Annotated in this window: 16 protein-coding genes and 1 pseudogene; 6 read left to right on the forward strand and 11 right to left on the reverse strand. The window is 66.4% G+C overall.

All coding sequences use genetic code 11. The features are described 5' to 3' along the window. Nucleotides 1-103: 103 nt before the first annotated feature. Nucleotides 104-1,408 (reverse strand): nicotinate phosphoribosyltransferase, encoded by a 1,305-nt coding sequence (gene pncB, locus GGR48_RS14075; protein ID WP_183952478.1) that lies wholly within the window; start codon nt 1,406-1,408, stop codon nt 104-106. Nucleotides 1,409-1,486: 78 nt separating this feature from the next. Next, complete coding sequence (locus GGR48_RS14080; protein WP_183952479.1) at nt 1,487-2,215, reverse strand: NUDIX hydrolase; 729 nt, start codon at nt 2,213-2,215, stop codon at nt 1,487-1,489. A 74-nt stretch (nt 2,216-2,289) separates the two neighbouring features. On the opposite strand from GGR48_RS14080, the gene GGR48_RS14085 reads away from it, so the two are divergent. Continuing rightward, the gene (locus tag GGR48_RS14085) at nt 2,290-2,907 is read left to right on the forward strand and encodes a cysteine hydrolase family protein (RefSeq protein ID WP_183952480.1); all 618 of its coding nucleotides are present in this window, start codon (nt 2,290-2,292) and stop codon (nt 2,905-2,907) included. Between the two features lie 88 nt (nt 2,908-2,995). Here the strand turns inward: GGR48_RS14085 and GGR48_RS14090 are convergent, their stop codons facing one another. Further along, nucleotides 2,996-5,443, reverse strand: a complete 2,448-nt coding sequence (locus tag GGR48_RS14090; RefSeq protein ID WP_183952481.1) for a TonB-dependent receptor domain-containing protein — start codon at nt 5,441-5,443, stop codon at nt 2,996-2,998. Between the two features lie 251 nt (nt 5,444-5,694). Between GGR48_RS14090 and GGR48_RS14095 the strand changes: the two genes are divergently transcribed. Beyond that, nucleotides 5,695-6,228, forward strand: a complete 534-nt coding sequence (locus GGR48_RS14095) for a hypothetical protein (RefSeq protein WP_183952482.1) — start codon at nt 5,695-5,697, stop codon at nt 6,226-6,228. A 70-nt stretch (nt 6,229-6,298) separates the two neighbouring features. On the opposite strand, the gene GGR48_RS14100 is transcribed toward GGR48_RS14095, so the two are convergent. Both GGR48_RS14100 and GGR48_RS14105 read right to left on the reverse strand, forming a co-directional pair. Beyond that, on the reverse strand, nt 6,299-7,237 hold the full coding sequence (locus GGR48_RS14100) for a 3-keto-disaccharide hydrolase (protein WP_183952483.1): 939 nt from the start codon (nt 7,235-7,237) through the stop codon (nt 6,299-6,301). Nucleotides 7,238-7,329: 92 nt separating this feature from the next. Beyond that, nucleotides 7,330-8,760 carry a L,D-transpeptidase family protein gene (locus GGR48_RS14105; protein WP_183952484.1) on the reverse strand — a complete coding sequence of 477 codons (1,431 nt, stop codon included), beginning with the start codon at nt 8,758-8,760 and terminating at the stop codon, nt 7,330-7,332. 212 nt (nt 8,761-8,972) lie between these two features. On the opposite strand from GGR48_RS14105, the gene GGR48_RS14110 reads away from it, so the two are divergent. Next, the gene (locus GGR48_RS14110) at nt 8,973-10,553 is read left to right on the forward strand and encodes an ABC-F family ATP-binding cassette domain-containing protein (RefSeq protein WP_183952485.1); all 1,581 of its coding nucleotides are present in this window, start codon (nt 8,973-8,975) and stop codon (nt 10,551-10,553) included. Nucleotides 10,554-10,566: 13 nt separating this feature from the next. On the opposite strand, the gene GGR48_RS14115 is transcribed toward GGR48_RS14110, so the two are convergent. Both GGR48_RS14115 and GGR48_RS14120 read right to left on the reverse strand, forming a co-directional pair. Next, nucleotides 10,567-11,415 (reverse strand): hypothetical protein, encoded by an 849-nt coding sequence (locus tag GGR48_RS14115; protein WP_183952486.1) that lies wholly within the window; start codon nt 11,413-11,415, stop codon nt 10,567-10,569. A gap of 35 nt (nt 11,416-11,450) precedes the next feature. Continuing rightward, on the reverse strand, nt 11,451-12,725 hold the full coding sequence (locus tag GGR48_RS14120; RefSeq protein ID WP_183952487.1) for a PQQ-dependent sugar dehydrogenase: 1,275 nt from the start codon (nt 12,723-12,725) through the stop codon (nt 11,451-11,453). Between the two features lie 189 nt (nt 12,726-12,914). On the opposite strand from GGR48_RS14120, the gene GGR48_RS14125 reads away from it, so the two are divergent. Beyond that, nucleotides 12,915-13,880 carry an SMP-30/gluconolactonase/LRE family protein gene (locus tag GGR48_RS14125; RefSeq protein WP_183952488.1) on the forward strand — a complete coding sequence of 322 codons (966 nt, stop codon included), beginning with the start codon at nt 12,915-12,917 and terminating at the stop codon, nt 13,878-13,880. A gap of 39 nt (nt 13,881-13,919) precedes the next feature. Here GGR48_RS14125 and GGR48_RS14130 read toward each other — a convergent pair whose 3' ends face one another. From GGR48_RS14130 to GGR48_RS17960, 3 genes are all read right to left on the reverse strand, one after another. Then, nucleotides 13,920-15,104, reverse strand: coding sequence for an alpha/beta hydrolase-fold protein (locus tag GGR48_RS14130; RefSeq protein WP_183952489.1), 1,185 nt, complete (start codon nt 15,102-15,104; stop codon nt 13,920-13,922). A gap of 128 nt (nt 15,105-15,232) precedes the next feature. After that, nucleotides 15,233-16,918 (reverse strand): GH39 family glycosyl hydrolase, encoded by a 1,686-nt coding sequence (locus GGR48_RS14135; protein ID WP_240455924.1) that lies wholly within the window; start codon nt 16,916-16,918, stop codon nt 15,233-15,235. A gap of 171 nt (nt 16,919-17,089) precedes the next feature. Continuing rightward, nucleotides 17,090-17,242 carry a hypothetical protein gene (locus GGR48_RS17960; RefSeq protein WP_206362436.1) on the reverse strand — a complete coding sequence of 51 codons (153 nt, stop codon included), beginning with the start codon at nt 17,240-17,242 and terminating at the stop codon, nt 17,090-17,092. Nucleotides 17,243-17,553: 311 nt separating this feature from the next. Between GGR48_RS17960 and GGR48_RS14140 the strand changes: the two genes are divergently transcribed. After that, nucleotides 17,554-20,763, forward strand: coding sequence for a TRCF domain-containing protein (locus GGR48_RS14140; RefSeq protein WP_183952490.1), 3,210 nt, complete (start codon nt 17,554-17,556; stop codon nt 20,761-20,763). 307 nt (nt 20,764-21,070) lie between these two features. Here the strand turns inward: GGR48_RS14140 and GGR48_RS14145 are convergent, their stop codons facing one another. Further along, entirely contained in the window at nt 21,071-22,189 is a 1,119-nt protein-coding gene (locus GGR48_RS14145) for a TonB-dependent receptor (protein ID WP_240455923.1), read from the reverse strand. Here GGR48_RS14145 and GGR48_RS14150 point away from each other — a divergent pair. Further along, a pseudogene (locus GGR48_RS14150) lies at nt 22,188-22,699 on the forward strand (transposase); the annotation flags it as partial. The gene GGR48_RS14145 and the pseudogene GGR48_RS14150 sit on opposite strands and share 2 nt — an antisense overlap. Nucleotides 22,700-22,773: the final 74 nt, after the last annotated feature.

Consider the following 22,773-nt stretch of genomic DNA (forward strand, 5'->3'; position numbering starts at 1 on the left):
TAGAGGATCAGCCAGAAGCGTCACCCATGATATTGCTATCGAACGGAAATTTTCGATCGGGGCCGCAGGTGGCGATCGATGCCCCCTGCGGCCGATCGGCCCGTCACACCGCAACCGTCTGCGGCACATGCCCATCCCGACCAAAAATGCGCAGATAGCGCTCGATCTCGGATGGCTCGCCGGTCGCCTTTGCCGGATTGTCCGACAGCTTGACCGCGGGCCGGCCATTGGCGCTGGTGACCTTGGCCACCAGCGAGATCGGCTCCAGCCCTTGCCCGCCCGCCGGGTCGCATCCCCGGAAGTCATTGGTCAGGTTCGTCCCCCAGCCAAAGCTCATCCGCACCCGGCCATGGAAATGACGATAGGTCGCCTCGATGCTGTCGACGTCCATGCCGTCGGAGAAGATCAGCAGCTTGCCACGCGGATCGCGGCCATGCGCCTGCCACCAGGCCATGATCTGCTCGCCCCCTTCGATCGGCGGCATCGAATCGGGGCGAAAACCGGTCCAGTCGGCGAGCCAGTCGGGGGCATTGCGCAGGAAGCTCGTGGTGCCGAAGGCATCAGGAAGGGCGATCAGCAGATTGCCGTCATAATGCGCCTGCCACTCCTCCAGCACTCGATAGGGCGCGGCGGCGACCCCGGCATCGTCCTGCGCCAGTGCGGCCAGCACCATCGGCAGCTCATGCGCGTTGGTGCCGATCGCCTCCAGATCATTGTCCATCGCCAGCAGGACGTTGGAACTGCCGATGAAACGATGGCCCAGCCCCTCCTTCAACGCCTCGACGCACCAGCGCTGCCACAGAAAGCCATGCCGCCGCCGGGTGCCGAAATCGGAAATGACGAGGTCGGGCAACTGCCGCAGTCGCTCGACCTTCTCCCACAGCTTCGTCTTGGCGCGGGCATAGAGAATGTCGAGCTCGAACCGCCCCCGCCGCTTCAGCGCGGCGCGCGAGCGGAGTTCGTTGACGATCGCCAGCGCGGGGATTTCCCACATGGTGGTGTGGGTCCAGGGACCATCGAAATGCAGCTCGAACTGGCCGTCGACGGTCCGCAACTCATAGTCGGGAAGCTGGAAATCGGCGAGCCACTGGATGAAATCGGGCGCGAACATGCGCCGCTTGCCGTAGAAGCTGTTACCCGCCAGCCAGATCAGTTCTTTCTTGCTGAAGCGCACGGTCCGCGCATGATCCAGCTGCTCGCGCAATTCGGTTTCGTCGATCACCTCGGCCAGTCGCACGCCACGGCTGCGATTGATCAGCGAGAAGGTTGCCTGCACGTCCGGATGGCGATGCCGGATCATCTGCAGCATCAGCAGCTTGTAGAAATCGGTATCGAGCAGGCTGCGCACGACCGGGTCGAGCCGCCAGCCATGATTATAGACGCGCGTGGCGATGTCGGTAACGGGCATGTTCGGTCCTTTATCGGCTGGCTTGGCAGGGAAACGGCGAAGGCGGGCGCCGTGTTTCGGACGCTGAGCGGGGATGGGTCATCGAGCGTCACGCTTTGGGATATGGGCGCGGTACAGCTCGGCCGGACGAAACGATGCGCCGGTTTCGCGCTCACCCGTCGCCTCGAGCCAGCCGCGATCCAGCATGCGTCGGCGAAAGGCGGGTTTGTTGAGACGCTGCCCGAGGATTGCTTCGTAAACCTCTTGTAGCATTCGCAAAGTGAACCGTTCCGGCAACAGCGCGAAAGCAACATGCGAATAGTCGAGCTTGCCGCGCAACCGCTCCAGTGCGAGCGCGATCATCGCGTCATGATCGAAGGCCAGGGTCACGGGGCCATCGCCATCGATCCGCGCCTCGACTCCGCCTCCTGACGGCGACACGCCAAGCGACGCCAGCGTCAGTTCCGGCGCATGGCGAAGCGCGGCCCGGAAGCGCTCGACGGGCAACAGCGCGAAATAGGCGACGCTGATCACCCGCATGCGCGGATCGCGCTGCACGGCGCCGAAGGTGTAGAGCTGCTCGATATAGGCGTCGGTCAGATGCGCTTTGTCATGCAGGATGCGGCGCGCGGCGGCGTCCAGGCTCTCGTCCATCCCCACGAAACCACCCGGCAAGGCCCAATGGCCGGCAAAGGGATGCTGACCGCGTTCGGCCAGCAGCACTGCCGGCGCGCCATCGACGACGCTCATCAGGATCAGATCGACCGTGACCGATGGCCGGTCATAGGCGTTGGCGTCATATCGCTCCAGATAGGCACGTTCGTCCATGACCCTACCTTATATCCATCTTGCACTTTACTTATGAGCGTCGCGGACATATGTCAAATTCGAGGAGAAGGTCGATGAAGCGCTTCGTCATCGTGGTGGATATGCAGCATGACTTTGTAGCGGCCGATGGCGCCCTGCCCGTGCCGGATGCCGAGGCCATCGTGGCGCCCGTGCGCGAGTGGCTGACCGGTCTGTCCGCCAGCAATACCGCCGGCGTGTTGTTCACGCGCGATACCCATATACCGGAAATCTATGCTGGATCGGCCGAGGCACAGCAGTTTCCCCTTCACTGCGTGAAGGATGGCCCCGGCTGGGCACTGACGATCGACCCGGCCGTGGTCGATGCGGAAATTCCGACATACACGCTGGAAAAGAGCGTCTTCGACATGTGGGAGGAGCCCGGCCTCGTCTTGGCGCCATGCGATGGCGGCGCGTCGATCGAACGCGAGGCCTTCTTCGCCAGCCTGCGGGCCGGGGGTATCGACGATGTGACGGTCGTCGGTGTCGCGGCGGATTATTGCGTTCGTTGGGCGGTGGAAGGGCTGATGGCACGCGGCTTCCGCATATCCGTCATCCCCGCCCTGACGCGCGGCATCGTCCGCTCGGCCGAAACGGTGGCGGCGGAGGAGTGGCAGGGCCGGCTTGTGATGCTCGTCCAGGACGAAGCCCCGCTCGAAACACCAGCCCCTTGAGACTAGCGAGCGGCTCGCTGCCAAGCCTGAGCCTGGAGGCCCGTCTCCGAGCGTCGGGGCCGGACGTCGTATCCGGCCCCAGGATGCCTTACCAGTTAACCCCGGCCCGGGCGTAGAGATAGCGCCCGTTGAAGCCGAACGGCGAGTAATAGGGGAAGCCCAGCACGCCGGTCGAATTGTTCGCCGCGATTTGTTGCTGCGGATAGACGTCGAACAGGTTGCTGACGCCCAGCCCCAATTGCACGCCACGATCGCCGGTGTAGCGCAGCTCGATATCGGTGATCGCGCGCCGCCCGGTCGGCACGTCGGCGGCGGACGTCGTGCCCGGCTGGATGACGTTGCCGTAATAGGTCACCCGCGCCAGCGCACCGAGCCGGTCGAGCGACCAGTCGATCGTGCCCGTCACCTTCTCGCGCGGCGTCCCCTGCTCCAGCGTCAGGATGCGGCTGCGCGCGAACAGCGTCGGCGCTGGGTTCAGCACGGCGGTCGAGGTCGGCACCCGCGTCACGTCGACATCGTTGATATTGCCCGCGACGGTGAAGTCGAACACCCCGGCCCCGGTCGTCCGCCAGCGATAATGCGCCACCGCATCGATACCACGCGTGGTCGAGGCCAGCCCGTTGATGAAGAAGCGCGCGGCCGAGACGTTGAACGGCGCCAGCAGCGCGGCCACCTGCGGACTGAAGGTCGCCTGGATATTCTCCGAGAGGCCCAGTTGGTTGCGCAGCCGGATCTGGTAGGCGTCCACCGTCAGGTCGAACCCGCCCGCGCGGATGACGGTGCCGATCGACAGGTTGGTCGACTTTTCCGGCTCCAGCGGCAGGCCGCCCAGCGCCACCCCGACCGGCGACACCGACGGGAAGGTCCCGGTCAGGATCGGCACGCCATTGGTGACGACCGAGGCGACCTGGGTGAAATATTGCTGTTGCAGCGACGGCGCACGGAAGCCGGTCGAGGCCGTGGCACGGAGAGCAAACCAGTCGGCCACGTCATAGCGTGCTGAAATCTTGCCATTGGCGGTACTGCCGAAGTCCGAATAATCCTCGAACCGCCCGGCCAGTCCGACCAGGAACTTGTCGGTCAGCTGCGCTTCGAGATCGAGATAGGCGCTGCCATTGCGGCGGCTGCGCTTGATCTCGTTGCGGGGCGCGAAGCCGCCAAAGCCCTGCGCGCCGGGCGACGCGCCAGCGACCGCGCCGGTTTCGGGATAGTCGTACGAGGCCCGCTCGCCCGCCACGATCTTGTAGCCTTCGCGCCGGCCCTCGATACCGAAGGCGACGTTGAGCGACTGGAACACGTCGAACTGGCGTGTGACGTCCAGCCCCGCGACATACTGGTCGTAGATCAACGCGCCGTCGTTAAAATTCTTCGGGGTCGCCGCGCCGTAAGCATAGTTGGCGGAGTTGAGCGTGCGGAACGCGATCCTGTTGCGGCCATAGCTGAACGACAGGTCGACATCGAAGCCCGCCACATTGCCCTTGATGCCGGCAGCGGAGTTCAAATCCTGCGACTTGGTGTTGATGATCGGCAGGAAGCCATTGGGATAGCCCGCCAATCGGGTCGCCGCGCTGGGCAGGCGCGGGAAGGCCGCGCCACGGGAATCGCGGTCCTGATAGCCGACAAAGCCGTACAGGCTCCAATCATCGACCAGCGTCGTGCCGGCGTTGAGGAAGCCGGTGTACTGCTCGACCTCGGGATCGCCATAGCGGCCGGTGATGCGGGTCGGGGTGACGCGCGGATCGAAATCGGCGCGGTTGGTCGGTCGGCGGTTCAGATACTCGCCCGACACGGTGACATAGCCGTCCTCGCCAAAGCCGAAGCCCTGCCACAACGAGGCGGTCACCGCATGCTCGCCGGTGACGTGCCGGCTGCCACGCGCGGTGTCGACCTGGGTGTCGTAGAAACCGTAATTGACCTGCGCCCCGCCGCCCGAGCGCGCCTTGCGCAGCCGGAGATTGACGACGCCGGCGATCGCGTCCGAACCATATTGCGCCGACGCACCGTCGCGCAGCACCTCGATCCGGTCGAGCGCGACCGTGGGGATGGTGTTGAGGTCGACCGCCGCCGAACCGCGCCCGACCGTGCCGTTGGTGTTCAACAGCGCGGACGTATGCCCCCGGATACCGTTGATCAGCACCAGCGTCTGGTCGGGCGACAGGCCGCGCAGCGTGGCCGGACGGACCGAATCCGTGCCGTCATTGGCGGAGGGACGCGGGAAATCGATTGAAGGGGCGACGGTCGCCAGCGCCGCGCCGAGTTCGGTCGTGCCCTGCCGCTGCAGGCTGGCGCCGCTGAGCACGTCGACCGGCGAGATGCTGTCCAGCCGGGTCCGCCCCTCGACACGGGTGCCGGTGACGATCACGTCATTCTGCTGATCCACGCGGGTCGCGACATCGGCGCCGGCTGGCGCGGTCTCCGCCGGCTCGCTGCCTTGCGTCCCCGATGCGGGCGTCGGGGTCGTTTGCGCGAAGGCGGGCGTGCCGATCAGGGCGGCAAGAATGGTGCCGGTCAAGGCGGCCGTGCGGATGGTGTGCACCGTTTGGATTCCCTCTTTTATCCGGCGTGACCCGGACGGCGTCTATAGGCACGCCTATATCCCTGACAGGGATGAGAAAATCTGTGTGCAGCGATAGGCGGGGTTGAAGCCGGCCTTCATCCCAGAAGCGTGGCAAAAATGACTCTGTCGGATTCCAATCGCTTATCGCCGATACGAAAAGTGGAATCTTCGGAATCGACGAGCCTGTTGGGCCATGGACAAAAGGAGTACGCCGTGCGTAGGTCGCCGCAGTGGCGGCGTTACTTTTCCTGTTGCTGGCAGTCGTGATGGCGTTCACCGAAGGGGGATCGTCCTGGATCGTCGCGGCCACGGTGGTGGCATCGGCGACCGCCGGCACGCTGCTCCCCGACTTGGATACGCCGCTTCGCCTGCGGCATCGCAGCGCGATTCTGCACAGCATCCTGCCGCTGTTCGTCGCCACGCTCGATCCCCGCACCTGGCCGGTCGCGGCGGGACTGGGCTTCGGCATCGGGCTTCATCTGGCGGCCGATTTGTTTCCCAGCAGCATGCGCGGTTTCGCAACGATCAAGATGCCGCTGCTGGGGTCGATCGGCCCCGTCCTGTCCTATCTGTGGATCGCGACCAACGCCGTCGCCAATCTGGTCGGCGGACTGATCCTGCTTGGCCAAGTGGCGGACGGGCAACCAATGCTCGTCGCGATGGCGACCATCGGGATCATGGGCACGGTCTATCTGATCCGCACCGATGGCGGCTGGTGTGCGCTTGGCCTTTTCGGGCTGATCGGCTGGCTCGCCTTTCGCTGAGCGATCGCCGGCCCCAAATTCGACGCCCGTCGCGCGCGAACACGAGGATGCCGAAGATCAGCTGACGCGACTATTTCGCCACGACGATCCGGGGCAGCGTCTTGATCGGTTCGACCGCGATCGCCCGGAACCAGGTTTCGGCCCCTTCCGATTGAAGCTGGACATGCCCGTGGGTCAGCGGCTGGCGGCTGCCATTGGCGGCGATGGTCGCTAGGTCGCGCACTTCGGCCACCGGCACGCCGTTGACGACATGTACCGCGCGGTCGCCGACGACATAGAGGTCGAGCGTGTTCCACTGGCCGATCGGTCGCTCGGCATCGGTCGCGGCCTCGACATTCCAGGTCGGGGTGCCGTTGACGATGTCGATCTGCCGTCCGCCGACCCGGTAGCGCAGATGCGGCGCGATCAGCGACGGATCGAACGCCACATCGGTATGCCCGCGGATCTTGCCGCCGACCGCGACGATCATGCCGGTCGATCCCCGCATGATCTCGAACTCGGCCGAGGGGCGCCACGTGCCGAACACCTCGCCCGGCACACCGTGACTGTGATAGAGCAGGCCATTGTTGCGCGGCTGGTCCTTGCGCGGCGCCCAGGTCTTGTCGCCCCATTTGAACTGCAGACGCAGGTGGTAGTCGCGAAGATCGGCGCGGTGGACCAGACTGCCCCAGGTTTCTCCCTTGACCCAGATGGCGGGCGCGCCGTCGACCTGACGCACCGCGAAATCGCTGCTGGTGTCACGGCCGACGCCGATCGGCGTGTCACCGGGGCTGGCGCGATAGGTGATCGCCGGATCGGCATAGCCCAGCCACGGCGTCCAGCCCGTCAGGGTGCGACCGTCGAACAACGCGATCGGTTTGCCCGTCGCCTTGGGAATATCGACCAGCCGCAGTGTCTGAGCACCGGCAACCGGCTCACCCGCCAGTTGCCGTGCCTGCTCCTTCGAATCCTGCGCCAATGCCGGTGCCGCCATGACGACTAGCGCCAGCCATGCCCTGTCGAAACGCATCCCTGCTCCTCCCCACCTGATGTCCGGTGATTATGGAGCAATCATAGCGCGTTATCGCTAACAGGCGAGCAACAATCGCTCACCCGTCACGATTACGGTCCGACATCGGCCGCGCCGGTCTGAACGCGCAGCGCCTTGCCGGCCTTGAAGCCCAGCGCCGAGCCGACCCGGTCGTCCCAGCCATAGGGATCGTTGCGCACGATCGGCTCGCCATCCTTGTCGAACAGGACCGTCTGATAGAGCAGTCGGACGGGGATTTCGCGCGGCAGTTTGACGAACGTCTCCTTGCCGGTTTCGCGCGCCCGGTGCCATTCGTCGACCACGCCTTCGTCCTTGGCCAACATCTCGGCGAAGCCGAGCGCGTCCTCGACGCGGACACAGCCATGGCTCCGCTGGCGCTGGACCATGGCGAACAGGGCCTTGGCCGGCGTGTCGTGCAGATAGATGGCGTGATCGTTCTGCATGTCGAACTTGACGAGGCCAAGCGAGTTCTTCGGCCCCGGCTGCTGGACGATCCAGCCGTCCTTCCACTCCATATTGTTGGCGCGCAGATAGGCCGCGCCCTTCTGCGCCAGTTCCTTCTTCTGGATCGACCGGGGCACGGTCCAGGTCGGATTGGCCACGAGGCGGAAGATGGGCGAACCGAGCTGCGGCGTCTCGGTATCCGGTTCGCCGACGACGACCCGGCGGGTGTCGACGATCTTGCCGTCGCGCCAATAGGTCAGCCGCGCCGCCGCGATGTTGACGTCGATCCGCGTCGCGGGCGGGGTCCGTTCCAGCCAACGCAGACGCTCCATCGCCACCGCGATCGCGCGCATGCGGTCGGCGTCCGACATGTTGAGGATGGCCAGCGCCTCGTCGCCGATGATGCCGTCCGGCTTCATCCCGTAATCGGCCTGCATCCGGCGAACCGCCTCGACGATGGCGGGCGCATAGCCGTTCCCCTGCGCGGCATCGGGGGTCAGATAATCGAGGATGACGAGTTCGCGGACGATGGCGGGAATGCGCGGGTCGCTGGCACCCGGCTTGATCGCCTCTCCAGAGTCCGCGATCTGCCCCTCGGGCGCCTGGGGCTGCCGCTTCAGCTTGAGATAGGCGGCCGACAACCGCTTGTAATTGCCGTCCTGCGGCGCGAGGCTGTCCAGCCATTTGGTAAGATCACCGGCGCGCAACGCGTTGGCCAGCCCGGCCTTCAGATCGGGGGACGGCCGGGGCACCGTATACACCTCGTACAATTTCGTCGGATCGCTCGCTCCGCGCGCCAGAGCACCGGCGAAGCGCAGCGCCTGTTCGTTCAAAGCGTTATCGTCGCTCGCCGAGACATTGAAGGCCATCTGATCGAGACCATGGGCGGCGCGCGCATCGATCGCCTGGCGCAGCTGGGACTTGGTCCGGTCGCTCCATGTCGCGGGACCCGCGGTTTCCCCGGCCGGAGAGGCGGTGTTCTGGTCCGACGCCGTCTGACCGCTGCAGGCCGCCAGCAGCATTCCCAATACCAACGGCGTGCCCAGTCGCTTATACATGCGTCGCTCCTTCATTTCGGGGCTGAAACGCATCGAGGCGATCACGGCTCCCAGCCGTTGCGCTTTTGGACGAAATGCCGCCCGGCTCGGCCCCGGGTGGCGTGATAGCCCGCGATCGGCTATATCCGCGCCGCGAATAGAAGGAGCCACGCCCGTGAATGACCGGAAGATCAGCGCCATCCGCCCTGCCCTCCCCGTCCGTCACGGTGCCTATGTCCAGCCTCATCACCTTCTCGCATCTCTCCGCCGCCACGGCTGACGGCCGGACGCTTTTTCATGATCTGACCCTGTCGGTCGGTGCCGAGCGCATCGGGCTGGTCGGGCGCAACGGATCGGGCAAATCCAGCCTGTTGCGCATGGCGGCCGGGCTGGCCACGCCGACGTCCGGCACCATCCATCGCACCGGTACGGTCGGCATGCTCGTCCAGACCCATGACCCGGCGGACAGCATCGCCGAGGCGCTGGGCGTCGCCGCCCCACTTGCGATCCTGTCCCGGATCGAGGCGGGCGACGGCATGGCGGCCGATTTCGAGGTCGCCGACTGGACGCTGCCCGCCACGATCGACGCGGCGCTCGCACAGGTCGGGCTGGGGGGCGTCGCGCTGGACCGGCCGATGGGCAGCCTGTCGGGCGGCGAGCAGACGCGGATCGGCTTGGCGCGACTGGCGATCGCCAGGCCCGACCTGCTGCTGCTGGACGAGCCGACCAACAATCTCGATCGGGCGGGACGCGCCGCCATCGCCGCGCTGATCGCCGGGTGGCGGGGCGGCGTGCTGGTGGCGAGCCATGACCGCGCGCTGCTGGAGGGCATGGACCGGATCGTCGAGCTGAACCCGATCGGCATCCGCATCGTCGGCGGCGGCTGGTCCGCCTTCGTCGCCCTTCGCGATGCCGAACGCGCCCGTGCCGAGACCGAGCGCGAACGCGCCGATACGACCTTGCGCAACACCCGCCTTGCCGCCCAGGCCGCGCGAGAGGCCCAGGACCGGCGCGACAAGGCGGGACGCGCCTTCGCCGCCAAGGGGTCCGAGCCGAAGATCCTGCTGGGCGCGCGCGCCGAACGTGCGGAGAATAGCGGCGGTCACGCCCGCCAGATCGCGGAGCGCCAGATCACCGACGCCACAGCGGCGAGCGCCGCCGCCCGCGCGCGGATCGAGGTGCTGACCCCGCTGACCATCGATCTGCCCGCGACCGGCCTGCCCGCCCAGGCCGAGTTGCTCGTCATTGAGGAGGCGAGGGTCGAGCGTGGCGGTCGGTGCCTGGGGCCGTGGTCGCTCACCATCCATGGCCCCGAACGGATCGCCGTCACCGGGCGCAATGGCGCGGGGAAGTCGACGCTGCTCCGCCTCGTGACCGGCGACCTGACGCCCAGTACCGGCAGGGTGCGGCGACGGGCCGATCGGATCGCGATGCTCGACCAGCATGTCACTTTGCTCGATGACGCGGAAACGATCGCTGGCAATCTTCGCCGGCTATATCCCATGCTTGACGACGAAGCCGTGCATGCCGCCTGCGCCCGCTTCGCGTTCCGCAACCGCGACGCGCAGCGGATCGTCGGCTCGCTGTCGGGCGGCGAGCGCCTGCGCGCCGGCCTTGCCGCGCTTTTGTCGGGGGAAAGCCCGCCCTGGCTGCTGATCCTGGACGAGCCGACCAATCACCTCGACATCGAGTCGATCGAGGTTCTTGAAACCGCGCTGCGCGGCTTCGACGGCGCGTTACTGGTCGTCAGTCATGACAGGCGTTTCCTCGATGCGATCGGCATCACGCGGACCATGGCGGTCGACGCCGACTGACGATGCCGCCGCGTCACCACGCCATGACGAGCGAAAGCGTGGCATAGGGGATTACCGCCGCCGTCGAGCCGTCCGGCGCATCGAGACGGCGCAACCGGTCGTCGCGGACCAGCGCCAGCACTTCCGCCTGCAACGTCGCGGCGCTGCCGCCCAAACGGACGGGTTGCGCGAGCGTCAGCCCGCCGCTGGCATAGGCACGGTCGCCGGTGTCCGGCCCATAGAAGCCGCCCCAGCCGATACCCCCCATCACCGGTATGGCCAGCGTCGGGCCGTCCTCGCGCCGGGTCAGTGCGAAGGACGGCGCGATCCCGGCGATGGTATAGAGGCCGCCATCGCCCTGCGTTCGGCGGGTCACCGCCCCACGCGGTTTCAACCGACCCCAGCCCTTGTCCGCCGAATATAGGACGCTCAGGCTGGCCTCATGCGTCGTCGCCGCGACGCCGTTCGGGCTGGTCTTGATGGCATAGGTGACGGCGGTCGTCAGCCCCTCGGTCGGACGCCATGCCAGCCCGAGGAGATTGTTGCTTTCATACCAGGCACGCGGCGAGGCACGGTCCGCCGCGCGCGGGGCATGAAAGCCGTTCGAGCTTTGCCCGATGGCGAACAGCTCGCCGCTCCCGTCCTCCCGACGGCGCAGCACGACCGCGCCGCCGATCGCGACATGGACCGGCACCCTGTCGAGCCGCGCGTCGTTATCGTCGAGCGCACCGCGCGCATAGTCGCCGTTGCGCACGTCGAGGGATATTACCGGATGCCAGGTGCGGGCGCCGTCGCGAATGTCGACCTCGGACAGCGTGGCGTCCTCGGTATCGGCGAACGGGATCGTCTGAGCGTGAAGAGGGGCCGCGGCGAGGATGCTCATCGCCGCGGCCATCGCATAGGCCCAAGGTCGAAGGGTCACGCCTTGCGGCGGACCAGCCAGACGGTATCGCCGGCGTCATCGACCACGAAGATCGCCCCATCCTCGCGCGTCTGGATGCTGACCGGGCGGCCATAAACATCGCCCTTCTTGGCATCGGCGACGAAGCCGGTCAGAAAGGGCTGCGGTTCGGCGGAGGGGCGTCCTTGCGTGAACGGGACCGCCAGCACGTCATAGCCGAGGAAGCTCGACCGGTTCCACGATCCATGGCGCGCGACATAGGCCATCTGCGCCCCCGGTGCCTTGTCGAACGCGATGCCGAGTGCCGCCGAATGCGCGCCGACCGCCACATCGGGCATCAGCGTCGTCGCCAGCAGATCGCGCCGCTCGTTGACGTGACGCGGGTCCTGCTTGCCATAATAGCTGTACGGCCAGCCATAGAAACCGCCCTCGCGCACGCCGACCAGATAATCGGGCGAGATGTCGTCGCCGATCTCATCGCGTTCGTTGACGGCGGTCCAGAGCGTCCCGCTGGTCGGTGCCCAGGCCATGCCGACCGGATTGCGCAGCCCCGAGGCATAGAGACGCTCACGGCCCGTATTCACATCCACCGCCAGGATTGCGGCGCGCCGCTTTTCCTCGTCCATGCCATATTCGCCGACATTCGATGCCGAGCCGACCGAGACATAGAGCGTGCGCCCATCGGGGCTGAGCAGCAGGTTGCGGGTCCAGTGGTTGTTATAGCCGCCCGCCGGCAGCGAAATCAGCGGCCGGGGCGCATCGGTGATCCGCGTCTGCCCCAGTTGATAGGGAAAGCTGACCACGCCATCAGTATTCGCGACATAGAGGCGGCCATTGGCATATTGCATGCCGAATGGCTGGTTCAGCCCGTCGCGCAGCACAAAGCGCTGCTCGGCCACGCCGTCACGATCCGCGTCGCGGAGCAGCGTCAGGCGATTGGCGCTGTATCCGGTGGTCTTGGACAGCGCCTGCCCACGCTGAACCTCCGGATCGGCATCGAGCTTGGGCTTTGTCCGCGCCTCGGACACCAGCACGTCGCCATTGGGCAGCAGCAGCGCCTGTCGCGGATAGTCGAGACCGCCGGCGAACTTCACCACCTCATAGCCGCGCGGCGCGACGGGCTTGCGCCCTTCCGGCCAGCCGATGGTGCGCGGATGGTTGATCACCGACTCCGTCGCATAGGGTTCGGGCTGCGGCGACAGACCTATGACTTTGGGCGTCGTCTGGGCATGGGCCGCCCCGGCGATCATGGTCGATGCGAGGGCGAGGTGGAGAAAGGCGGTCTTGGTCATGATGGCTCCCGGCTGCGTCGGCCATCAGAACCGCCCGAAATGGCCATATATCCCGTAAGGCGGGCCAGACATGAAATGTCACGATCGGTCGCATGATGCCCCCTGGTTGATCAAAGCACGGGCAGGAGCCAGCTTGCCCGCCCGAACGTTACGTCCGCATCGGTCGCTCCAGACTCAACAGGACATGCCATGCCCCTTCCCTCTCACGACAGCATCAGCCGACGGTTCATGATGGCGGGGACGGGTGCCTCGCTGCTGCTGATGGGCACACGCGCCGCCGCCGCGCCATCACTGGTGGATGTCGTCGATCCGGCCGCGCGACTGCGGACGCTGCACAGCGGCGGACGCTGGATGGAAGGCCCCGCCTGGGACCCACGGCGGCGGATGCTGATCTGCAGCGACGTCAAGCGCAACACGATGCTGCGCATCGATGGCGCGCGTGTCAGCGTCTTTCGCGCACCGTCCAACAACGCCAATGGCAATGGCTTCGACGCACGCGGCCGGTTGATCACCTGCGAGCATCGCACCCGGCGGGTGGTACGGCAGGAGGCCGATGGCCGGATGACCGTGCTCGCCGACCGCTATCGGGGCAAGCGCCTCAATTCCCCCAATGATCTGGCCGTCGCGGCGGATGGCGCGGTGTGGTTCACCGATCCGATCTATGGCATCACCGTCCCCGATGAAGGCATTCGCGCCGAACCCGAACAGCCGGGGCGTTTCGTCTATCGCATCGATTCCTCGGGCAGCCTGACGGTCGTCGAGGGCGAGATGGACCAGCCCAACGGCATCGTCTTCTCGCCCGATGGCCGGACGCTCTACATCAGCGAGACGGGCGGCGCGTTGGAGCCCGATGGCCCGCGCGAAATCCTGGCCTTCGACGTGGTGGACGGGGTCCGCCTCACCCGCCGGCGGGTCTTCGCGCGGTTGGACAAAGGTGTTCCGGACGGGCTGGCGGTCGACCGGGCGGGCCGGGTCTATGCCGGCATCGCCGAGGGCGTGGGCATCTGGTCGCCCGGTGGCGAGCGGCTGGGCACCATCACGACGCCCAAGCCGTGCGCCAACATCGCCTTTGGCGGACGCGACGGGCGCACGCTGTTCGCCTGCGCAACCGACAGCGTCCATGCGATCACCCTGCGCGTCGCCGGTGTGATCTGAACCGACGGGCACGGCGCGGCACCGTTCCCGTCCGGGCCTTCAGTCGCGGAACAGCAGCGGCGCCATCGCGTGCAGGCTGCGCCGCCAGGTCTGGAATTCGTGGCCCGTATCGGGGGATACGAAGAACACGCTGTTCAGCCCCGCCTGCTTCAGGGCGGCGGCATTGGCGCGCGGATCGCTGCGGGGGCCACCGGGCGGGCCGGTGCGGCCGCCCTCTAATTCCCGACTGCCGAAGCTGACGAAGGTCAGCTTTACCTTGTCGCGATAGCCCGGTGCCGCATTCACATCCTCGAGCGACATCGTCCCGCCGCTGAGCAGCCCGATATAGGCGAAGGTGTCGAGATGCTTGGGCGCGATCAGCTTGGTCTCGAACCCGCCCATCGACAGGCCCGCCATGGCGCGATGCCGCTGGTCCGACAGCGTCCGGAAATGGCCATCGACATAAGGGATCAGTTCGTTCAGCAGCACGGTCTGAAACGGCCGGATGTCAAACGCGGCCAGCCCGCTGGGGCCGCCGGGCCGCAGGTCGTTGGTCATGCCATAGGTCATGACGATGATGAACGGCCGCGTCTTTCCGGCGGCGATCAGATTGTCCATGATCAGATTGGCATGGCCCTGGTTCGCCCAGGCGGTTTCGTCCTCGCCCCAGCCATGCTGGAGATAGAGCACCGGGTAACGCTCGCGCGCATTCCGGTCGTAACCGGGCGGGGTATAGACGAAGGCCCGCCGCTGGCTGGTTGTGCTGGGCGAGGCAAACAGGATCTGCTCGACGCGGCCATGGGGCACGTCCTTCAACGCGTAGAAATCGGCGTCATGCGCCGGGATTTCGATCCCGCTCTCCCACCGGGTGGAGCCGTAGAAGTTCAGCGTCCCCGGATCGTTGAACGTCCCGCCATCGACGGTGAGATGATAATAGTGAAACCCCTCATCGAGCGGCCCTTCGGAAGTGCCCATCCACGACCCGTCTGGCGCCTTCGTCAGGACCGTACCGCCGCGTCCACCCAGCCCCAGGCTGACCTTCACCGCTTTGGCGTCGGGCGCAACGATGCGGAAACGGGCATAGCCCTGCGAATTGACCTGTGGATAGGCCTGTCCCGGCTGGTTGAGCGTGGAGGGTTTGAAATCCTCCACCACCGATGCCGGCGCGGCTGGCGCGGTCGTCTGCGCGGCCAGTGGTGATACCGCTATCATAGCCGTAAGCAACGCGGCGCTCAGCATCCTCATCGGTCATCCTCCCTCATGATTGTCGCCCGGCCTGTTGGCCGTGGCATCGGATCGCCAAGGTGCCGCGCTTGGCGAAAGGACACAAGCCCTGACGCACATCGCTCCGCCATCGGAGGCGAAGGCGCCGATCAGCGTGTGCCCAGCACCACCAATGCGACGCCCTGCCGTGGTAGCGATAGCGTCGTCGTCGCAACGCCACCGCCTGTGGCGATGGACAGCATCTCAGACCGCATTTCGGACGCTGCTTCCAACTGGGCATACTGCGCCTGATTGGGCGACTGCGGGGCACCCATCGCCTTCCATGCGGCATAGGCATTGGCATGATCGCCATCGACCCGCCACAGCGTCGCCGAGGCGGGCGCCGCGCCCTTCAGGCCGCGCAGCGATAATCGAATGGCAGCCGGCGGACCGGCGACGTCGTCGTCGTGATAATGCCAGACCAGCACCGCGATCCGGCCATCGCCGGTCCGCGTCGCGATGGTCCCGACATCCGGAGCACCGCGAACCCCTTGCGTCATCGCCATATCCAGCGGCACCTGCGCATCGCTCTCCGCCGCCAATCGCTCGGTGCCGAGCTGCGCGAACAGACGGAAGACGTTCAGGACCGGCAAGGCCACGCCATTGGTCGCCAGCTGGCGATAGCCCGCGAACCAAGGCTGGTTCTCGAACTCGAAGGACCAAGAGAGCACGCCCTCCAGATTGACCCGCCGCCGCGCCGCCAGTTCCCAGATCCGGGCGAAGCTGGCGGCCGTATAGCTCGAATACATCGTCCCGTTGCGATAGGCGTTTTCGGGTCCCGGACAGGCGGCGCAGCCCTCGGGATCGCTCTCGCCGATCACGACGGGCTTTGTGGCGAGTGCGGGGATCGCGGTGACCTTCACGAAGCCGCGATCGACCTCCTTCAAATGGGTCGCGATCCCCATGCGGACATGGCCATCGACGAAGCTCGGCTGCCCCTTGGCGTGAAAGGCCAGGAAGTCGGTCGGCGTGCCGGTCTTGCCCGTCGCATGGTTGGTGCCGCTGGTGACATGGTGCAGGAAGCCGTCCATGAACGCGCCCCCGGCCCCCGCCGAATCCGGCCCGCCGACCCGAGCCGTCGGCAGCGCGCGACGCACGCCGTCGACGGCATAATCATGCAGCTTGTAGAATTCCTCCGGCGGTGCTTCCCAATAGGCGCCGTTCGCTTCGTTCCACACCTCGAAATACCAGCGCTCGACCTCCGCCCGGCCATAGCGTTCGACATTGTGGCGGGTCCATTGATAGACCAGCTCGCGCCATTTGTCGTAGCTTTTGGGCGGATAGGCCCAGCCGGAAATGATCGCATTATAGTCGAAGCCGGGGCGCCAACCATGCTGATAGGGCGTGCCGGACGGCGCGGTCGACATCGCCTCGGGCATGAAGCCGATCTGCAGATAGGGGCGGACGCCGCGCGCCAGATAGGTGTCGATGATGCGATCGACCACGGTCCAGTCATAGACCGGCTTGCCGCCCTTGGTCTCGGTATAGACGTTGGTGCTACCCCATTTGAACGCCGGCGTGCCATCGCCGGTATTGAGCAGATTGTGCGCCCGGAAATAGACATCCCCCTTGCGCAGCTTGCCCAGCGACAGCAGCAGTTTGCGCCCGTCCTTCATGGTCGCATAATTCGGCTCGTCCGCACCGAAGAACCGCCAGACCGGCGGCAGCGCCCCCGTCGTCCGGCCGGCATCGACCGTGATCGCAACCGGCCGCGCTTCCTGCGCGGCGGCGGGCGCGGCCCCGGCCATGACGGCGGCGATCATCGCGGCCGAGACGATATGGGTGACCATCGGCATCCCTCCCCTTTTTATGTCGGACAGATGCTGGGCGCAGGACGGTGCCGGGTCAACCACCGATGACCGAGGCATCTGGGTGGCGGTGCCCCGCCGGCTCGTATGTTTGCATGAGCGGCTATCGGCGTTTGGGGCGATAACGACGCCCGACACGCCGGAGAGATTACTCGAGGATCAGAAGTGCACGCCGAACCGCACACCGGCATAGCGCCGGAAGCTGCGCTTCGCGGTGCCCATGGGTGATATCGGGTAATTTACATTCTCGGCGAATTTGCGTTTGATGCCGGGTACTTTGATAGCATTTGCTGCACGGGCTTCAGTCGACATCAGAATGCAAACAATTCGGTTTCCAACAGAAATAAATTCTAATTAACCATAACAATTTTTGTCACCCGTAATGCAGCCGCCTTGATATAATCAAATATCTATTGTAGCCTTAATTCTCTCAGTATGATCATTCTTGACAATTCATCAATACACAAACTCATTTTATTGAAAACTTGATACGTTTGCAAAACATGATGACGACCACACCCATCCATTCGACCACCGGCTAAAAATACAGCCGTGAGACGAGCCCGGGAACGGGCGCGTCGGGCAGCCGTTTCTCGTTGTCACCCAACGGGATACGACATGTGATGCGCACGCTGACCGCTGCCGAGATTGCCATGCTGGCGCCCGATGCGGGCACGCCGCATCCCGTATTGGGTATCGTCGAGACCGCCGCAGCGCTCGCCGAACGACTGACCAAGGACGACATCGTGGCGGTCGAGGCGGATGAGACGCGTGCGGCCGCCGTGGCGCGGGCGCTCACCGCGCTGATACCGACGGCGAGCGTCTGGATGTGCCCCGGCACCGACGCGCTGCCGGGGGACGAGGCCCCCGCTTCCCCCGCCAATGTCGGCCAACGCGTGTCCGCGCTGCGCGGGCTGCGGCGCATGCTGGGCGAGGCGAAGCGCCCGCGCATCGCGCTGGTCACCACGGGCGAGGCGCTGGCGCGTGCCTATCCGCCTCCCGCCGCCTTCGATGCGGAGCCGCCGCAGGTCGCGGTCGGCCAGCCATGCGACCTGCCGGCCTTGTTCGATACGCTGACCGGGCTAGGCTATATCCCCGACGAGCGCGTCGACGAGCCGGGCGAACTGGCGCTGCGCGGTCGCGTGCTCGACGTCTTTCCCGCCGATGCCGAACAGCCGCTGCGCATCGAGGTGGAAGACGGCAAGGTCGTGTCGATCCGCAGCTACGACCCCGCCGACCAGCGCACCACCGCCGAGATCGAGCGGCGCGAACTGGGCCGGGTGGCCGAGCCGCCGCTGGGTGAGGATCGCTGCGCGCTGATCGATCATCTGCCCGATGCGACGATCGTCCTGCCCCCCGCTGCGGACGACCGGCGTCGGCGTCTGCTGCTACTGAGTACCGATGCCGCGCGGCGCGGTGCCCGACGAGCGGCGCGCGAGGTGATCGATGAAAAGGCGTGGGACGCACTGATCGCGGCGCGGCAGGTCATGACGATCGACCGCGCCGGCGATCCGCCGCCCCGCTTCGTCGAGCAATCGGCGCCGATGCGCGGCCTCGCCAAACTGGGCAAGGCGGCGATCGACGCGGGCGAGCGCGTGGTCCTGATCGGGAGCGAGCGCGACCTGCGCTTCCTGACCCGCCGGGTCGAAAAGGCGCTGGCAACCCAAGCGACCCCGGCCGCCGACTGGTCGGCGGTGCGCAAGCGCTCGGCGGGGCCGCTACTGACGCTCGCTGCGCCCGCCGACCGCGGTTTTCGCGCCAAACGCCTGCTTGCCATCGCCGCGGCGGACCTGATCGGCAGCCGCGCCGACCGATCCGACGGCGTCGTGCCGCATGTCGAGCCCGCGCTGCTGCAACCCGCCGACGTCCGCGTCGGCGACACCGTCATCCACGAGGATCATGGCATCGGCATCGTCGCGGGGCTGGAACGGCTGGCGCGCGATGATGCGACCGCGGGCGGCGATGCGATCAAGCTGACCTATGCGCGCGATGCGGTGCGGCTGGTGCCCGTGGCTGACGCCGACCGGCTGTGGCGATACGGCGCGGAGGATGACGCGGTCACGCTCGACACACTGGACGGCAAGAGCTGGCAGGAGCGGCGCATCGGCATCGATGCCGCCATCGCCGACACTGCGCGCGGGCTGACCGAGCTAGCCGAAGCGCGAGGCGACCGCACCGCGCCGGTGCTCGATCCCGAACCCGCCGCCTATGAACGCTTCGCGGCGGGCTTTCCCTTCTCGGAAACGCCCGACCAGCGCGCCGCGATCGAGGCGGTGCGCAACGACCTGGCCTCCGGACGGCCGATGGACCGGCTGGTGATCGGCGATGTCGGCTATGGCAAGACCGAGGTCGCGCTGCGCGCCGCCGCCATCGCCGCGCTGTCGGGCAAGCAGGTGGCGATCGCCGCGCCGACGACGGTGCTCGCCCGCCAGCATCTCGACAGCTTCACCCAGCGTTTCGCCGACACGGGGATCGCGGTCGCCGGCCTGTCGCGGCTGTCGACCCCTGCCGAGGCGCGCCGCGTCAAGGCGGGGCTGAAGGATGGCAGCATCCAAATCGTCATCGGCACCGGTGCGGTCGCGGGCAAGGGCGTCGCCTATGCCGACCTAGCGCTCGTTATCGTCGACGAGGAACAGCGCTTCGGCGCGGCAGACAAGGCGAAATTGCAGGCGCTTTCGGCGGGCCATGGATCGGCGGGCCATGTGCTCAGCCTGTCGGCGACGCCGATCCCGCGTACCCTGCAGGCGGCGCTGGTGGGCTTGCGCCAATTGTCGGTGATCGCAACGCCCCCGGCCCGCCGCCAGCCGATCCGTACCGCCGTCTCCGCTTTCGCGCCCGAGATGCTGCGCGCGGCGTTGCTGCGCGAACGCGCGCGTGGCGGGCAGAGCTTCGTGGTGGTGCCGCGCATCGCCGACATGGCGCCGCTCGCCGCGCAGCTGGCCGAGCTGGTCCCCGAACTGGAGCTGTTGCAGGCACACGGTAAGATGCCGGCGGCCGAGATCGACGAGGCGATGGTGCGCTTCGGTCGTGGCGACGGCGACGTGCTGCTCGCGACCAATATCATCGAGGCGGGGCTGGACGTGCCACGCGCCAACACGATGACGATCGTCCATGCCGATCGTTTCGGCCTCGCCCAATTGCATCAGTTGCGCGGGCGGGTCGGACGTGGGCATCGGCGCGGCCAGGTACTGCTGTTCACGAAGGGCGACGACGCCATCGCGCCCCGGACGCTCAAGCGCCTGCGCACGCTGGAGGCGTTCGACCGGCTGGGCGCGGGCTTCGCGATCAGCGGCCGCGACCTCGACATGCGCGGTGCCGGCGACCTGCTGGGCGAGACGCAGGCCGGGCATATGCGGCTGATCGGTGTCGAGCTGTATCAGCAGCTCCTCGAAGGCGCGCTACGCACCGCGCGGGGCGAGACGGTCGAGCGCTGGACCCCCGAGCTGCATCTGGGCATCGATGGCTGGCTGCCCGCCGACTGGGTCCAGGACGAGGATGTGCGGCTGTCGCTCTATGCGCGGCTCGCCCGGCTGCGCGAGATCGACGATGTCGATGGCTTCGAGGAGGAGTTGCGCGACCGGTTCGGCGCCTTGCCGCGCGCGGCCGAGCGGCTGATGACGATCACGCGCGTGCGCGAACTGGCGCGTGGCCACGGGATCGCGCGGATCGACGCCGGCCCCGCCGCCATCGCGCTGACGCCGCGACCGGACAGCAAGGCGAGCGAGGCGATCGCGGGGCTGACCGAAAAGAACGGGCGGCTGATCCTGACCGAACGGATCGAGGATGCGGGTGAGCGGCTGGCGCGACTGGCGGCGCTGCTGGAGGATGGATGAGCGATCGCGGTCGCCAGAATGGGGCCCTCGTACAAAGCATCGCGTGCCAAGCGCTGGCAGAATTCACGCTCGCACTGACGCCGGGGGGCGTCCTCAGGCTTATCAAGATGACTGTTGTGGCCCGGCAATCAAGATAGAAATTCGCTCAAAAATTTGTCTGAAGTGATAGCCACCACGCATAGAGACCGCCTGTAAATCATGGTGCTTTGATCAATCGCTATTGAAGCAAGGACGCCAGCCCAGGCGTTTCCTCTTCGCAGTACATTGAACATGTCAATTGCAACGTATGACGGCAGACGAAAACCATCTACCATTTTGTGCGAAGGGTAAGCCCGTAAGTCCGGGGATCGCCCAGCGTGGCGGTAACGGCGCCCGTGTTGTTGGCCGCCCGGGACAGATAATAGGTCGAGTTGGCTATGTTCCGCCCCCAGAACTGGATGTCGTATCGGCCGTCATCGGCTCTGATCCCGAACCGTAGATTGACCAGCGCATAGGCCGGGATATCCGAATAGCGGCTGAGGCTGGCGGTGCTGTTGGTCGCGGAGCGATAGCTGTAATCCGAGCCTGCATAAACCTCGGCGTCATGGCCGAAATTGACGCCGAGGGGCGCGCGGACCTCGCCCCCGGCCGAGGCGGCCCAACGGGAGACGCCCGGCAGGCGCTGCCCGCTCAAATCGCACAATGTCCGCCCCGTGATCTCGATCGGGCAAGGTGCATTGGCATAGGAGATGTAGCGGGCGTCGTCATAGGTGCCCGATCCGTAGAGCGTCAGCCACCGTGTCGGCGCGGCGCGCAGGTCCGCCTCGAAGCCGCGGGTCCGTACCTTGGCGGCGTTGGTGAAGAAGCTCACGCCGTTGCGCTCCACGTCGACGATCGTCGTCTGATAGTCTTTGACGTCGGTCCAGAAGGCCGCGACGTTCGCGGTGATCCGACCGTCCGCCCAGGTCGTCTTGGTGCCGACCTCATAGCTGTCGATCGTCTCGGGACGGATGACGGGATTGGCGGCGAACTGGCCGGTGGTAGTAATGTTGGCGAGGTTCAGCCCGCCGAACTTGTTGCCCCGCGCATAGGTTGCGTAAGCCAGCACAGGTGCGGCGACCTTCCAGGACAGGGTCGCTTGGCCCGAGAGTCGCCCGGCCTCGGTGCGCGCGGTATAAAAATTGCGCACGCCATAACGGGTGCGGATCGCCCGGGCCGCCGCCTGTTGCGCCGCCGTCAGCCCGGCCAGCGATGCTCCGGTCGCGTCCTGATCGAAATAGCCGGACTTGGTTTCATAGGTATAGCGCAGGCCGGTCGTCAGATCGACGGCATCGGTGATGTGCCATATCGTCTGGGCAAAGGCGGCATAGCTGTCGGTGACGTGAGCTGCCCCCTTCTGAGTGGTCCATCGACTATGACAGTCTGGATCAAGGAAGGGACGACGCATGCCTGCCAAGAAGCACAAGCCTGAGGAGATCATCGGGAAGCTGCGTGAGGTCGAGATTATGCTGGGCCAGGGCGGGACGACCGCTGAGGCATGCCGGCGGATCGCGGTCAGCGAGCAGACTTACTACCGCTGGCGCAAGGAGTACGGCGGCTTGAAGACGGATCAGGCGCGTCGGATGAAAGATCTGGAGAAGGAGAACCTGCGGCTGCGGCGTGCGATCTCCGACCTGACACTGGACAAGTTGATTCTACAGGAGGCGGCGCGGGGAAACTTCTGAGCCCCGCGCGACGCCGACGCTGCATCGACCAGGTGCGAGAGGTGCTGTACGTATCCGAGCGGCGCGTGTGCCGCGTGCTGGGGCAGCACCGGTCGACACAGCGCAAGGTGCCGTGCGGGGCAGATGACGAAGAGGTGCTGACCGACGACATCGTCGCGCTGGCCAGGCAGTACGGGCGCTACGGCTACCGCCGGGTAACCGCACTGCTGCATGCGGCGGGCTGGTCGGTGAACCACATGGCGTAATCAGGAGCGGTGCTCGTTGGGATAGCCTGTCGTCCCCTGAAGAGGAGGACGGAAGATGACCT

The sequence above is a fragment of the Sphingomonas pseudosanguinis genome, from assembly GCF_014196255.1.
Lineage (GTDB): Bacteria > Pseudomonadota > Alphaproteobacteria > Sphingomonadales > Sphingomonadaceae > Sphingomonas > Sphingomonas pseudosanguinis.

Coding starts and splice junctions, on each gene's coding strand:
- pncB (WP_183952478.1), bottom strand. CDS start 1,408: ATGCCCGTTACCGACATCGCCACGCGCGTCTATAATCATGGCTGGCGG.
- GGR48_RS14080 (WP_183952479.1), bottom strand. CDS start 2,215: ATGGACGAACGTGCCTATCTGGAGCGATATGACGCCAACGCCTATGAC.
- GGR48_RS14085 (WP_183952480.1), top strand. CDS start 2,290: ATGAAGCGCTTCGTCATCGTGGTGGATATGCAGCATGACTTTGTAGCG.
- GGR48_RS14100 (WP_183952483.1), bottom strand. CDS start 7,237: ATGCGTTTCGACAGGGCATGGCTGGCGCTAGTCGTCATGGCGGCACCG.
- GGR48_RS14105 (WP_183952484.1), bottom strand. CDS start 8,760: ATGTATAAGCGACTGGGCACGCCGTTGGTATTGGGAATGCTGCTGGCG.
- GGR48_RS14110 (WP_183952485.1), top strand. CDS start 8,973: ATGTCCAGCCTCATCACCTTCTCGCATCTCTCCGCCGCCACGGCTGAC.
- GGR48_RS14115 (WP_183952486.1), bottom strand. CDS start 11,415: ATGAGCATCCTCGCCGCGGCCCCTCTTCACGCTCAGACGATCCCGTTC.
- GGR48_RS14120 (WP_183952487.1), bottom strand. CDS start 12,725: ATGACCAAGACCGCCTTTCTCCACCTCGCCCTCGCATCGACCATGATC.
- GGR48_RS14125 (WP_183952488.1), top strand. CDS start 12,915: ATGCCCCTTCCCTCTCACGACAGCATCAGCCGACGGTTCATGATGGCG.
- GGR48_RS14130 (WP_183952489.1), bottom strand. CDS start 15,104: ATGAGGATGCTGAGCGCCGCGTTGCTTACGGCTATGATAGCGGTATCA.
- GGR48_RS14135 (WP_240455924.1), bottom strand. CDS start 16,918: ATGCCGATGGTCACCCATATCGTCTCGGCCGCGATGATCGCCGCCGTC.
- GGR48_RS17960 (WP_206362436.1), bottom strand. CDS start 17,242: ATGTCGACTGAAGCCCGTGCAGCAAATGCTATCAAAGTACCCGGCATC.
- GGR48_RS14140 (WP_183952490.1), top strand. CDS start 17,554: ATGCGCACGCTGACCGCTGCCGAGATTGCCATGCTGGCGCCCGATGCG.
- GGR48_RS14145 (WP_240455923.1), bottom strand. CDS start 22,189: ATGCGTCGTCCCTTCCTTGATCCAGACTGTCATAGTCGATGGACCACT.